The sequence below is a fragment of the Rhizobium sp. 'Codium 1' genome (genome assembly GCF_020889605.1).
GTDB lineage: Bacteria > Pseudomonadota > Alphaproteobacteria > Rhizobiales > Rhizobiaceae > Allorhizobium > Allorhizobium algae.
Window position 1 is genome coordinate 62711 of sequence record NZ_JAJGPW010000005.1, and the last position, 13486, is coordinate 76196.

At 62.0% G+C, this 13486-nt stretch carries 14 protein-coding genes; 7 read left to right on the forward strand and 7 right to left on the reverse strand.

Annotated features, from left to right (window positions below; translation table 11 throughout):
* Positions 1 to 28: 28 nt before the first annotated feature.
* The 7 genes from LJE98_RS13860 to LJE98_RS13890 form a co-directional block, all read right to left on the reverse strand.
* Positions 29 to 1525, reverse strand: a complete 1497-nt coding sequence (locus LJE98_RS13860) for a replicative DNA helicase (RefSeq protein WP_229575820.1) — start codon at positions 1523 to 1525, stop codon at positions 29 to 31.
* A gap of 253 nt (positions 1526 to 1778) precedes the next feature.
* Positions 1779 to 2354: a 50S ribosomal protein L9 gene (gene rplI, locus LJE98_RS13865; protein WP_229575821.1), complete on the reverse strand. Its 576-nt coding sequence runs from the start codon at positions 2352 to 2354 to the stop codon at positions 1779 to 1781.
* Between the two features lie 13 nt (positions 2355 to 2367).
* Positions 2368 to 3345, reverse strand: coding sequence for a DUF2232 domain-containing protein (locus LJE98_RS13870; RefSeq protein ID WP_229575822.1), 978 nt, complete (start codon positions 3343 to 3345; stop codon positions 2368 to 2370).
* A gap of 181 nt (positions 3346 to 3526) precedes the next feature.
* Positions 3527 to 3775: a 30S ribosomal protein S18 gene (rpsR, locus tag LJE98_RS13875; RefSeq protein ID WP_003502063.1), complete on the reverse strand. Its 249-nt coding sequence runs from the start codon at positions 3773 to 3775 to the stop codon at positions 3527 to 3529.
* A gap of 23 nt (positions 3776 to 3798) precedes the next feature.
* The gene (gene rpsF, locus LJE98_RS13880; protein WP_229575823.1) at positions 3799 to 4254 is read right to left on the reverse strand and encodes a 30S ribosomal protein S6; all 456 of its coding nucleotides are present in this window, start codon (positions 4252 to 4254) and stop codon (positions 3799 to 3801) included.
* Positions 4255 to 4565: 311 nt separating this feature from the next.
* Positions 4566 to 5498, reverse strand: coding sequence for a calcium/sodium antiporter (locus tag LJE98_RS13885; RefSeq protein ID WP_229575824.1), 933 nt, complete (start codon positions 5496 to 5498; stop codon positions 4566 to 4568).
* Positions 5499 to 5630: 132 nt separating this feature from the next.
* Positions 5631 to 6674, reverse strand: coding sequence for an aldo/keto reductase (locus tag LJE98_RS13890; protein ID WP_229575825.1), 1044 nt, complete (start codon positions 6672 to 6674; stop codon positions 5631 to 5633).
* 208 nt (positions 6675 to 6882) lie between these two features.
* Here LJE98_RS13890 and fabD point away from each other — a divergent pair, with 208 nt between their 5' ends.
* The 7 genes from fabD to gmk all read left to right on the forward strand — a co-directional run bounded on the left by fabD (position 6883) and on the right by gmk (position 13475).
* Positions 6883 to 7827 carry an ACP S-malonyltransferase gene (gene fabD, locus LJE98_RS13895; protein WP_229575826.1) on the forward strand — a complete coding sequence of 315 codons (945 nt, stop codon included), beginning with the start codon at positions 6883 to 6885 and terminating at the stop codon, positions 7825 to 7827.
* Positions 7828 to 7856: 29 nt separating this feature from the next.
* Positions 7857 to 8594, forward strand: a complete 738-nt coding sequence (gene fabG, locus LJE98_RS13900; RefSeq protein ID WP_229575827.1) for a 3-oxoacyl-[acyl-carrier-protein] reductase — start codon at positions 7857 to 7859, stop codon at positions 8592 to 8594.
* A gap of 277 nt (positions 8595 to 8871) precedes the next feature.
* Positions 8872 to 9108 carry an acyl carrier protein gene (locus LJE98_RS13905; protein ID WP_006727438.1) on the forward strand — a complete coding sequence of 79 codons (237 nt, stop codon included), beginning with the start codon at positions 8872 to 8874 and terminating at the stop codon, positions 9106 to 9108.
* Between the two features lie 132 nt (positions 9109 to 9240).
* The gene (gene fabF / locus LJE98_RS13910; RefSeq protein WP_229575828.1) at positions 9241 to 10497 is read left to right on the forward strand and encodes a beta-ketoacyl-ACP synthase II; all 1257 of its coding nucleotides are present in this window, start codon (positions 9241 to 9243) and stop codon (positions 10495 to 10497) included.
* A gap of 190 nt (positions 10498 to 10687) precedes the next feature.
* Positions 10688 to 11911 carry an endolytic transglycosylase MltG gene (gene mltG / locus LJE98_RS13915; RefSeq protein ID WP_229576019.1) on the forward strand — a complete coding sequence of 408 codons (1224 nt, stop codon included), beginning with the start codon at positions 10688 to 10690 and terminating at the stop codon, positions 11909 to 11911.
* Positions 11912 to 11933: 22 nt separating this feature from the next.
* On the forward strand, positions 11934 to 12824 hold the full coding sequence (locus tag LJE98_RS13920; protein ID WP_229575829.1) for a YicC/YloC family endoribonuclease: 891 nt from the start codon (positions 11934 to 11936) through the stop codon (positions 12822 to 12824).
* A gap of 3 nt (positions 12825 to 12827) precedes the next feature.
* Positions 12828 to 13475, forward strand: coding sequence for a guanylate kinase (gene gmk, locus LJE98_RS13925; RefSeq protein WP_229575830.1), 648 nt, complete (start codon positions 12828 to 12830; stop codon positions 13473 to 13475).
* The last annotated feature ends 11 nt before the right edge of the window (positions 13476 to 13486 follow it).

Genomic DNA, 13486 nt, shown 5'->3' on the forward strand with positions numbered 1-13486 from the left:
AGGGCGCCTTGCGGGGCGCCCTTCGATCTCACGGCTCTTCGTATTGAATGAAGCTCGGCTCGGCCAGGTCCGCGAAGCGGGTGAATTCCGACTGGAAGGCAAGCTTGACGGTACCCGTCGGTCCGTGACGCTGCTTGGCGATGATGACGTCGGCCGTGCCCTTGACCTTGTCCATATGCGCTTCCCATTCGGGATATTTCGGATCGGCAAGATCCCGGGGCTCCATGTTCTTCACATAGTATTCCTCACGGAAGACGAAGAGCACGACGTCGGCGTCCTGCTCGATCGAACCCGATTCGCGAAGGTCGGAGAGCTGCGGGCGTTTGTCTTCGCGGCTTTCCACCTGACGCGAGAGCTGCGACAGGGCAACGATCGGTACGTTCAATTCCTTGCCGAGCGACTTGAGGCCCGTGGTGATCTGGGTGATTTCCTGCACGCGGTTTTCGCCCGCCTTGCCGGCACCCGTCATCAGCTGGATATAGTCGACGACCAGGAAGTCGAGGCCGCGCTGACGCTTCAGGCGGCGGGCTCGGGCGGAAAGCTGGGCAATCGAGATGCCACCGGTCTGGTCGATGAACAGCGGCACCTTCTGCATGGTCTGGCTGAAGCCGACGAGCTTCTCGAATTCATGCTCGGTGATGTCACCACGGCGGATCTTCGACGAGGAGACCTCCGTCTGCTCGGACATGATACGCGTGGCGAGCTGTTCGGCGGACATTTCCAGCGAGTAGAAGCCGACGACGCCGCCGTTCTTTGCCTTGAAAGAGCCGTCGGGCAGGACTTCGGGCTCATAGGCCGCCGCGATGTTCCAGGCGATGTTGGTCGCAAGCGAGGTCTTGCCCATGCCCGGGCGTCCGGCGAGAACGATCAAGTCGGAGCGCTGCAACCCGCCCATCTTGGCATCGAGGGACTGGATACCGGTCGAGACACCGGAGAGGTTGCCGTCGCGTTCGAAAGCCGCGCCCGCCATGTCGACGGCCTGGGCGACCGCATCCGAGAAGGATTGGAAGCCGCCGTCGTATCGACCGTTTTCGGCGAGTGCGAAGAGCCGGCGTTCGGTATCTTCGATCTGCGCCTGCGGTGGCATGTCGAGGGGCGCATCATAGGCGATGTTGACGACATCTTCGCCGATCTGGATCAGCGAGCGGCGCAAGGCCAGATCGTAGATAGCGCGACCATAGTCCTCGGCATTGATGATCGTCACCGCTTCGGAGGCCAAACGTGCGAGATATTGCGCAACCGTCAGGTCGCCGACCTTCTGGTCGGCCGGCAGGAAGGTCTTGATGGTGACCGGGTTCGCCGTCTTGCCCATGCGGATGATTTCCGAGGCAACCTCGAAGATCTTCCGATGCAATGGCTCATACAGATGTTCGGGCTTGAGGAAGTCGGACACACGGTAGAAGGCATCATTGTTGACGAGGATCGCGCCCAGCAATGCCTGTTCGGCTTCGATGTTGTTCGGCGCCTCCCGGTAGAGGGGCTCGGCCGGCTGGACCGGGCTCAGTTTGCGCGCAGCATCGTTCATTCGTTCGCATCCGTTCAGTGTGTCGGCGGTGGCTGCACCATAGCGACAAAGCGGGCCGGCGGAATGGCTTCCACCTCAACCCACATTGATTCACAGGCACATTGTCTCCACTTCACAAAAAGCCCAGGAATCCGATCTTTTCGGTTGACTGTGACATTCGGCGAATCGGCGTTGGGATGGTCTATTTTAGCAGAGCACAAACGAAAAACGCCCGGAAAAATCCGGGCGTCTCGTTTCAGCCTGGGGCTGAAAATCAGGCGTCGTCGCCGTCCATGTCGGCATCCGGATCGAAGAAGTCTTCCGGACGCAGGGCGTCTTCGTCGATGCCGTAGATGGCGTCGGCCGAGGTGAGGCTTTCGCCCTTGGACTGGCGCTCGGCTTCGTCGGCCGAACGTGCAACGTTGAGTTCGACGGAGAGTTCGACTTCCGCATGCAGGTGCAGCGTGACCTGATGCAGGCCGATGGCCTTGATCGGGGTGTTCAGCTCGACCTGGTTGCGGCCGATGTTGAAGCCTTCGGCAGCCAGGATCTCGACGACGTCGCGGGCAGCGACCGAACCGTAGAGCTGGCCGGTTTCACCAGCCGAGCGGACGACGATGAAGGACTTGCCGCCAAGAGCGTCGGCGACCGTCTGGGCTTCCGACTTGCGCTCGAGGTTGCGAGCTTCGAGCGTGGCGCGCTCGGAATCGAAACGCTTCTTGTTGGCTTCGTTGGCGCGCAGCGCCTTGCCCTGCGGCAGCAGGAAGTTACGAGCGAAGCCGTCACGAACCTTGACGGTTTCGCCCATCTGGCCGAGCTTTGCGATGCGTTCGAGGAGAATGACCTGCATGATCCTGTTCCTTTCAGTTGTCAGTGTCGGAGTTTGATGTGTCGGCCTTGCCGGCCGGCGTCAGGGCAACGGTCCTTCGTGTGTCCGAAAGGCCGATGATGAAGGGGATCATGAGCGGAAGCAGCATGATCGAAGAGAGGTAGGCGAGTACGAGTGCCGGCAGGCGCCAGTCCTTGCCGCGGGTCTTCAGATGCAGCGAGGCGAAGCCCGCCATCAGGAAGCCGGCGCCGAAAGTGCCGCAGACGGTTGCGCCAATCATCGCGGGTACGCCGCCGATGAAGCAGGCGACGATGCCGGCGAGGAAGATGAAGACCGTGTTGCGGTTCATGCGCAGAGCCGACGGAAAATCCTCGCGCGGACGCTTGTTGCGGCCCGAAGCGGTGACGATCCGCATGGCGATGTAATACATCATCGTCAGGAGCAGCACCCAGGTGCCGCCCTGGATGATCGGCAGCAGCACGACCATGCTGCGCTTCAGCTGTTCGAGCGCCACCGCATCCGGTGCCATGGCCGGATCCTGCGCATTCATCGCCTGTGTCATGGCGTCGACCAGCTGGCCGGTAAACTCCGGCCCGAAGCCAATGATGACGCCGAGCACGACGACGGCAATCGCCACGAAGCTGCAGATCTGCAGAAGAATGTCGGAGAGCGGGTACCAGGCGATCAGATGATCCGGACCGCCGATTTCGGACGCCGGGCGCGCCAGGCTCGACAGGTGGGCCAGCCAGCCGGCGGGGGCGAGCGTGAAGATCGCCATGCCGAAGGCAAACATTGGCGAGACGCTGACCGTGCCGAGCAGGGCGGCGGTCACGATCGCGGTGATCGCCGCGGCATTGCCCCAGCCGAGGCCGACGATGAGAACGGGAAGGGCGGATGCTGCATAAAGAATGGAGGCAAGCGTCGGCTGCGCCGCAGCACCCAGCACAAGCAGGGCGGCGGTGATGCCGGCAACAAAGCCGGTCGTCAGCAATTTCGCATTCAGTTTTTGCAACGTCGCTGTCCTGCTGGTTCAAGCAGTTAGGGGAGGGGCTCGAGCGATCTCGCAGAAGCATCCCCAACATGGGATTTCGCCTGGCGTCGCGACAAGCGCGCCACCGGGCGTCGGTTCCGATCCGCGCCCAACGCGGAAGGGATGAAGCCCGCCGGCAGGCGCCGGCAGGCTTCAGATCAGATTACGCTACGACGTAAGGCAGCAGGCCGAGGAAACGGGCGCGCTTGATGGCCTGGGCCAGTTCGCGCTGCTTCTTCTGGGAAACTGCGGTGATACGCGAAGGAACGATCTTGCCGCGCTCGGAAATGTAGCGCTGCAGGAGACGGACGTCCTTGTAGTCGATCTTCGGAGCATTCGCGCCCGAGAAGGGGCAGGTCTTGCGACGACGATGGAAGGGACGACGTGCCTGAGAAGAGGATGCATCAGCCATTGTGTTTTCTCCTTTTGCTCAGATTACGCGCGGTCTTCGCGCGGACGGCGCTCGAAGCCACCTTCGCGGGGGGCACGGTCCGGACGCGGACCACGATCGCCGAAGTCGCGGCGCGGGCCACGATCGTCGCCGTCACGACGCGGACGGTCGTCACGGTCGCGCTTCTGCATCATCGCGGACGGGCCTTCTTCGTGGGCTTCGACGGCGATGGTCATGTAACGAAGAACGTCTTCGTTGATGCGCATCTGGCGCTCGACTTCGTGAACAGCAGCCGCCGGAGCGTCGATGTCCATGAGAGCGTAGTGAGCCTTGCGGTTCTTCTTGATGCGGTACGTCAGGGACTTGAGGCCCCAGTTTTCAACGCGCCCGACCTTGCCACCGTGAGCTTCGATAACACCCTTGTACTGTTCGACGAGGGCATCAACCTGCTGAGCGGACATATCCTGCCGGGCAAGGAATACGTGTTCGTAGAGAGCCATGTAAGCTTTGCCTTTTCTTGCGGTTGTCGTCACCCGGATCCGGCGCTAAGCCTCAACGACTGCTCCTGTGCGGCACAGGCCACGGCAAGAAAAGCGTTGTGTTCGAGACGGTCGAGAGCGGAGACACGGGAGGCCGGAAACCCTTATGGTTCCTGCTGCAAGCCTCGCGACCTGCCAGCCCTCCGTTCAGCCACCAGCCAGAGGACCGGGTGTTGTGAACGGCGCGCTTATACGCGCATTGGCCACAAAAGCAAGGGCCGCACGGCAATTTCTGCCGGCGGCCCTGCCGATAATCTGTGGCCGTCCCGTCTTCAAACCTGCACCAGTGCCGCTGTGTAGCCGACATAGGCGACCAGCATCGCGCCTGCCGTCAACCTGCGCACTCCCAGATGGGCCAGCAGCAGGAAGGCGAAGCCGAGCGTGACGGCCAGCATGACAGGCACGTCGAAGCTTCCAAAGCGTGGCGCGACGGCAATCGGCTGGATGACCGAGGTCACCCCGAGAATAAACAGGATGTTGAAGATATTCGACCCGACGATATTGCCGATCATGATGTCGGAATGCTTTCGAAGTGCCGACATGACCCCCGTGGCGAGTTCCGGAAGGGAAGTCCCGACGGCGACCACTGTCAGTCCGATGACCGCCTCCGAGACGCCGAAGTCGCGAGCGAGGCTGGTTGCGCCGCGCACGAGAAGTTCGGCGCCGACGAAAAGCGTTGCGAGGCCGCCGAGAATGAGCACGGTCATGAAGCCCGTGCCGAGCGTCTCGTGCCTCACGTCTTCATCCGCGAGCTCTTCGAGCGATCCCTTGCCTTGAACATAGGCATAGACGATGTAGGCAAGCAGGGCCGCGACCATCAGCAGCCCTGCCAGCCGTCCGATGGTCGGAAACTGCGTGAGGCCGAGCAGAAGGATTGCCGCGCCGATCATCACATAGGTGTCGCGCTTCACACCCTTGTCCCAATGGGTGATGGGAAAGATCATCGCGCAGGCGCCGACGATCAGCAGAATGTTTGCGGCATTGGAGCCGACGACATTGCCGAGCGCGATATCGGATGAGCCGGTCAGGGCGGCACGGACGGAGACCAGAAGTTCTGGCATGGATGTGCCGAAGCCGACGATGACCAGCGACACGATCAGCGTTGGAATGGCCAGCTTCTGTGCGACGGCAATCGCCCCGCGCAAAAGCCACTCCGCCCCGAAGTAAAGGCCGACCAGGCCTCCGGCTACGAAAAGGTAATCCAAGCATTCCCCCTGTGTTCCGGACGAAATGGCCGATGTCCTGATCGCCGCCGTAAATGGGATCGGGCAGCGGCGATGGTAGGGTGCACCTATTCACGTTTTTGTAGGTGCTGGACGCCGACTATCCTCGAGATGTCAGATCGGCATCGGATACTCGCGGTGGATCTTCGCGATTTCCTTGATGATGTCGTCGGAGAGGGTGAGGTCGGCGGCTCCGATGTTGATCTTCAACTGGTCCATCGTGGTCGCGCCGATGATGACCGAGGCCATGAAGGGGCGTGTCAGGCAGAAGGCCAGCGCCATGGCCGAGGGGTCGAGTCCGTGTTTGGCGGCCAGCTCCACATAGGCGCGGGTGGCGGCTTGCTGCTGCGGTACCAGACGTCCGCCGATGTCGCCATTGATTGAACCGCGTGAACCGGCCGGCTTCCGTCCGTCGAGATACTTGCCCGACAGAATGCCGCCGGCGAGTGGCGAATAGGCGAGCAGGCCGACGTCCTCATGGTGCGAGAGTTCGGCGAGATCGAGATCGTAATGCCGGTAGAGCAGATTATATTCGTTCTGGATGGTCGCGACGCGCGGCAGACCAGTGGCTTCCGCGAGCGAGAGATATTTCTGCGTGCCCCATGTGGTCTCGTTCGATAGCCCGATGGCTTTCAGCTTGCCGGCCTTCACGCAGTCGCCAAGAGCCTCAAGGATCTCCGAGATCTCGGCGGAAGCCCTTGCCTTGTCCTGCTTGAAGGGGTTGTAGCTCCAGGCGCCGCGGAAATGGAAATGTCCACGGTTCGGCCAGTGGATCTGATAGAGATCAACATAATCGGTCTTGAGCCGCATAAGGCTGGCATCGAGGGCCTCCTTCACCGTGGCGCCGGTAATCGGCTTGCCCTCGCGGATATAGGGTCGGCCCGGTCCTGCGACCTTTGTTGCCAGAACGACCTTGTCACGCTTGCCTGAATTCTTGAACCAGTCGCCGATCAGGCGTTCCGTGTCGGCATAGGTCTCTGCAGAAAGCGGCGTCGTTGGGTAGAGTTCGGCCGTGTCAAAGAAGTTGACGCCATGCTCGAGCGCATAATCCATCTGCGCGAACGCATCCTCGGGACTGTTCTGTGACCCCCAGGTCATCGTGCCCAGGCAGATTTCGGAAACAAGGATATCGGTTCGGCCGAGCCGGTTCATCTTCATGGGTATGCCTCGATAAATGGAGAGAGTGTCTTGGGAGACGGAGAGCGGTCAGCGGCAATTTAGGCAGAAATTGATGCACCGCAAGATGCCGATAGCTGTGGAGCAGCCCTTGTGGAAGGCCCGTTGGGCTGGTTGCGGAAGGGGTGCGAGGCTTGACTCGCAAGGTCCATATGTGAATTGACAGGGAAAAACCCAGGGAGAAACGCCCATGTCAGTCGCATTCACATTTCCCGGCCAGGGAAGCCAGGCCGTCGGAATGGGCAAGGAACTTGCCGACAATTTCGCCGAAGCCCGCGCCGTCTTCGCGGAAGTCGACGAAGCGCTCGGCCAGAGCCTGTCCGACATCATGTGGAACGGTCCGGAAGAGACGCTCACTCTGACCGCCAATGCCCAGCCGGCTTTGATGGCGGTCTCCATGGCAGTCATCCGCGTGCTCGAAGCCAAGGGTCTCGATCTGAAGACGAAGGTCGCCTTCGTTGCCGGCCACTCGCTCGGCGAATATTCGGCGCTGTGTGCCTCTGGCACGTTCTCGATCGCCGATACCGCGCGTCTCCTGCGCATTCGCGGCAATGCCATGCAGGCAGCCGTGCCGGTCGGCGCTGGCGCCATGGCCGCGATCATCGGTCTGGAACACGGCGACGTACAGGCCATCTGCGCGGAGGCCTCTGCTGTCGGTCCGTGCCAGATCGCCAATGACAATGGCGGCGGCCAGCTGGTCATCTCCGGCGGCAAGGCGGCCGTCGAGAAGGCTGCAGCGCTGGCGACCGAGAAGGGCGCCAAGCGCGCCATCATGTTGCCCGTTTCTGCGCCTTTCCATTCGGCCTTGATGGGCCCGGCGGCAGATGCGATGCGCGAAGCTCTGTCCAAGGTCGAGAAGAAGGATCCCGCGGTGCCGCTGATCGCCAATGTCCGCGCAACGCCTGTCACCTCCGCTGCCGAAATCGCCGACCTGCTGGTCGAGCAGGTGACGGGTCAGGTCCGCTGGCGCGAAACCGTCGAATGGTTCGGCGCCAACGGCGTCACAACGCTTTATGAAATCGGCGCCGGCAAGGTCCTCACGGGGCTCGCCCGCCGCATCGACAAGAACATCAGCGGCATTGCCGTGAATGGCCCGGCCGATATCGACGCGGCGATCGCCGCGCTGAACGGCTGATCGCCTCAACGACAAGAAGGAATTCAATCATGTTGGATCTGACCGGCCGCAAGGCACTCGTCACCGGCGCCACCGGCGGCATTGGTGAAGAAATCGCAAGGCAGCTGCATGCCCAGGGCGCAATCGTCGGCCTGCACGGCACGCGTGTCGAAAAGCTGGAAGCGCTTGCTGCCGAACTCGGCGACCGCGTGAAGATCTTCCCGGCAAACCTGTCGGATCGCGACGAGGTGAAGACGCTCGGCGAAAAGGCCGAAGCCGAACTGGAAGGTGTCGACATCCTCGTCAACAATGCCGGCATCACCAAGGACGGCCTGTTTGTGCGCATGTCCGATGCCGACTGGGATGCGGTTCTCGAGGTCAATCTGACCGCCGTCTTCCGCCTGACACGCGAACTGACCCATCCGATGATGCGCCGCCGTTTCGGCCGCATCATCAACATCACCTCCATCGTCGGCGTGACCGGCAATCCGGGTCAGGCCAATTACTGCGCATCCAAGGCCGGCATGATCGGCTTTTCGAAGTCGCTCGCCCAGGAAATCGCCACGCGCAACGTGACTGTCAACTGCGTCGCGCCCGGCTTCATCGAAAGCGCAATGACGGGCAAGCTCAACGACAAGCAGAAGGACGCCATCATGGGAGCAATCCCCATGAAGCGCATGGGCACCGGAGCCGAGGTCGCCTCCGCCGTTGTCTACCTCGCCTCCAATGAGGCAGCCTACATGACGGGGCAGACGCTGCACGTGAACGGCGGTATGGCGATGATCTGATCTCGTTGCCGGAAACTGCCCCTCTGCAATAGGATGTTGACCGAGGCAAAGGGGCGAATTTCTGGCTTTGCGGCGCGCTGAAACCGTGTTAAGCGGGCCATGACTGTGAGCAGTTGCTCCGTCTCATGAGCCGAAGTTTATGCTTTTGTTCGCATAAACCGCTCTGGGTCTGGGCCGAACGGGTTTGCTGGTGGGGACGAAAGCGATCACTGGCGGAATGCAGGGCAGGGACGCCATTAAGGCTCCCTCTGAATTTTAGAAGGTCGAGGATACCGACATGAGCGATATCGCAGAACGCGTGAAGAAAATTGTAGTTGATCATCTCGGCGTTGACGCTGAAAAGGTTGTCGAAGGCGCCAGCTTCATCGACGATCTGGGCGCTGACTCGCTCGACACCGTCGAACTCGTCATGGCGTTCGAAGAAGAATTCGGCGTTGAGATCCCGGACGATGCTGCTGACTCGATCCTGACGGTCGGCGACGCTGTGAAGTTCATCGAGAAGGCTCAGGCCTGATCGATCACACTGCTGCGGAAGGCGGGCTTTATGCCCGTCCTGTCCGCTTGGGCCCGCGATGAGCGGGCCTTGTTGTATCTGGACCTTTGTTTACAATGACTTCGGTCAAAGAATTTGGGTGGGCCTCGCACGATGAGACGTGTCGTCATCACCGGTACCGGCATGGTATCGCCTCTGGGATGTGGAACGGAATTGACCTGGCAGCGGCTGCTGGCCAGCCAGAGCGGCGCCCGGCGCGTCACGGAGTTCGAGGTCGAAGATCTGCCTGCCAAGATCGCCTGCCGCTTGCCCACCGAGGGCGAAGGTGCCTGGAATCCGGATGACTGGATGGAGCCCAAGGAGCAGCGCAAGGTCGATCATTTCATCATCTTTGCAGTCGCTGCGGCCGACATGGCGCTGAAGGATGCCGGCTGGGCGCCGAGCACCTACGAAGACCAGTGCCAGACCGGCGTGCTGATCGGCTCCGGCATCGGTGGCATCGAAGGCATCGTCGAGGCGGGGCACATCCTGCGTGACAAGGGGCCGCGCCGGCTCTCGCCCTTCTTCATTCCAGGCCGCCTGATCAATCTGGCCTCCGGCCATGTCTCCATCCGCCACAAACTGCGTGGCCCCAACCATTCCGTCGTCACGGCCTGCTCCACCGGCGCGCATGCGATCGGTGATGCTGCCCGTCTCGTGGCGCTCGGCGATGCCGACGTCATGGTCGCCGGCGGCACGGAATCGCCGATCAACCGCGTTTCTCTCGCGGGCTTTGCCGCCTGCAAGGCACTCTCGACCGCCCGCAACGACGATCCGACAGCGGCCTCCCGTCCCTATGACAAGGACCGCGACGGTTTCGTCATGGGCGAGGGCGCCGGCATCGTCGTGCTCGAAGAACTGGAACACGCCAAGGCTCGCGGCGCCAAGATCTATGCCGAAGTCGTCGGCTATGGTCTTTCTGGCGACGCCTTCCACATCACGGCGCCTTCGGAAGACGGCGACGGGGCGTTCCGCTGCATGACCATGGCGCTGAAGCGTGCCGGCCTTTCGGCGGGCGATATCGACTATATCAACGCCCATGGCACCTCGACCATGGCGGACACGATCGAACTCGGCGCCGTTGAACGGCTTCTGGGCGAGCATGCTCCGAAGGTCTCGATGTCCTCGACCAAATCGGCAATCGGCCACCTGCTCGGTGCCGCCGGTGCCGTCGAGGCAATCTTCTCGACGCTGGCGATTCGCGACAACATCGCGCCGCCGACGCTCAACCTGGACAATCCCGATGTCGAGACGAAGATCGATCTCGTGCCCCACAAGGCGCGCAAGCGTGAGATCAACGTCGCCCTGTCGAATTCCTTCGGCTTTGGCGGCACCAATGCATCGCTGGTGCTGAAGCGCTACGAGGGCTGATCTGAACCCGGGCGGCAGGAGTTTGGTCCCGTCGCCCGTGATAGCTCTGGATGAAGGCGGGATGCTCTTGCCCGCTCCCTTGGACTGCGGTTAGAAATCATGCCAACGCCCGGCGCACCGCGCCGGACGATGACCCGGATTTTTGCCGCATTGCTGGATGAAACAGCCGCGAGTGCGAAACAAAGAAGGATTGCCGGTGACCGACAACAGCCAGAATGGCGGTAGCCAGAACAACGGTGTCTCCTTCGGCCGCGATGCCGATAACCAGCCGGGCAAGGGCCCCTTCATTCCGAAGTCGCCCAACGAGGCGCTGCGCCCCGAGCGCGTGCCCCAGCCGCCGCGCCGCTCGCGCAAGGCTCGCAGCCAGCTCGTGATCTTCCTGAACTTCCTGATGACCATGGCGGTCTTCGTCTGCGTCGTCGCTGTCGCAGGCTTCTTCTATGTCATGGACAGCTATCAGAAGCCCGGACCTCTGGCGGCCAACACCAATTTCGTGGTGCGCAGCGGCGCCGGTCTCGCCGAGATCGCCAACAATCTCGAGCGCAACGGGATCGTCTCGGATGCCCGGATCTATCGATACGTTACCACGACCTATCTCGCCGACGGCCAGACCCTGAAGGCCGGTGAATACGAGATCAAGGCCGGTGCCTCGATGAAGGAGGTCACGGCCCTGCTCGAGTCCGGCAAGTCGATCCTCTATGCGGTGTCCTTCCCGGAAGGCCTGACCGTCAAGCAGATGTTCCAGCGTCTTGCTGCCGATACGGTGCTGGAAGGTGAACTGCCGACGGAACTGCCGCCGGAAGGCAGCCTGCGCCCCGACACCTACAAGTTCACCCGCGGCACCAACCGCGCCGAGATCGTCACGCAGATGCGTGCGGCACAGGATCGGTTGATCGACCAGATCTGGGAGAAGCGCGATCCGGATCTGCCGGTCGAGACCAAGGAAGAATTCGTCACGCTCGCCTCGATCGTCGAGAAGGAAACCGGCAAGGACGACGAACGCGCCCACGTGGCCTCCGTGTTCATCAATCGCCTGAACAAGGGCATGCGCCTGCAGTCGGACCCGACCATCATCTATGGCCTCTTTGGCGGTGACGGCAAACCGGCCGATCGTCCGATCTTCCAGTCCGACATCCGCAAGGAGACGCCCTACAACACCTATGTGATCAAGGGCCTGCCACCCGGTCCGATCGCCAATCCGGGCCGCGCGGCACTCGAATCCGTCGCTCATCCGTGGAAGACGGAAGATCTCTACTTCGTTGCCGACGGCAATGGTGGCCACGCCTTCGCGCCGACGCTGGACGAGCACAATGCGAACGTGCGCCGCTGGCGCAAGATCGAGGCCGAACGCGCCCAGACGCCGCCGGCGACCCTCGATGTCGAACCGGAAATCGATCCGGCGGCGAACGATTGAGACTGGCATCAGGGGGCGGGGCATGACACTGCAATCCATGACGGGCTTCGCCCGCATCGAAGGTTCGTCCGGGCGATACCGCTGGGCCTGGGAACTGCGTTCGGTCAACGGCAAGGGGCTGGATCTGCGCACGCGACTGCCGCAGGGACACGAAGCGCTGGAAACCGACATTCGTCGGCTCGCTGGCGAGCGTCTGACCCGCGGAAACCTGCAGATTGGTCTCAGCGTGGCGGTCAGCGAAAACCGGGTGGAGGCCGTGCTCAACCGGGATGCGCTCGCAGCCGTGCTTTCGCTTCGCGACGAACTGGGCCCCGACATGCTCGATCCCGCGCCGCTGCGACTCGACACGCTGCTGTCGATCCGGGGCCTCGTGGACATGCGCGAGGCGACCGACGACGCGGATGCGATTGCCGCTCGCGACACCGATATCCTTGAAGGCCTCGAGCGCGCGGTCACTGCGATCACCGAGATGCGCACGGCGGAGGGCGCGGCGCTCCGTCGTATCCTCGAAGAACAGATCGCAAGGATCGAGGATCTCGCCCTCCAGATCGAGGCCGATCCTTCCCGTTCTCCGGAAGAGATCGCCCGCCGCCTCGAAGCCCAACTCGCCACGCTGATGGATACGACCAATGGCCTCGACCGCGATCGCCTGCATCAGGAAGTCGCCATGATCGCCACCAAGGCGGATCTGCGCGAGGAGATCGACCGGCTGAAGGCGCATGTGACTGCCGCCCGCGAATTGCTCGCCACAGGCGGCCCTGTCGGCCGCAAGCTCGATTTTCTGGCGCAGGAATTTAACCGAGAATCAAATACTATCTGTTCCAAATCCAATGCCGTCGCCGTCACCGCAGCCGGCATCGAATTGAAGGTCGTCATCGACCAGTTCCGCGAACAGGTCCAGAATCTGGAGTAGTCCATGGCCGAGAGTGAGTCTGCACACGTCAAGATTGCCAGGCGCGGCCTGATGCTGGTCATCTCCTCGCCATCGGGTGCGGGGAAATCCACCATTGCCCGCACGCTGATGGACAAGGACAAGCGGATTGGCCTTTCGGTCAGCGTCACCACGCGCCAGCGTCGCCAGAGCGAAATCGAAGGCGTGCACTATAATTTCGTGTCGCAACGGGAATTCGAGCGACTGCGCGACAGCGACTCGCTTCTCGAATGGGCGCAGGTGCACGGCAATTATTACGGCACGCCGCGCGAGGCCGTGGAAACGGCTATGGGCGAGGGGCGCGATATGCTCTTCGACATCGACTGGCAGGGCGCCCAGCAGTTGCAGGACAAGATGTCGGCCGATGTCGTCTCGATCTTCATCCTGCCGCCGACCATGGCGGAGCTCCAGTCCCGGCTGCATCGCCGGGCCGAGGACACCGAGGAGGTCATCCAGACCCGCCTTGACAATTCCCGTGCCGAGATCGCCCATTGGCGCGAATATGACTATGTGATCGTCAACGACGACCTGCAGGCGGCTTTCGACGCGGTTCAGTCAATCGTCAAGGCCGAGCGTCTGCGCCGCGACCGCCGTCACGGTCTCTTCGATTTCGTCGAGGGGCTGATCGCCTGACACTTTAAAAT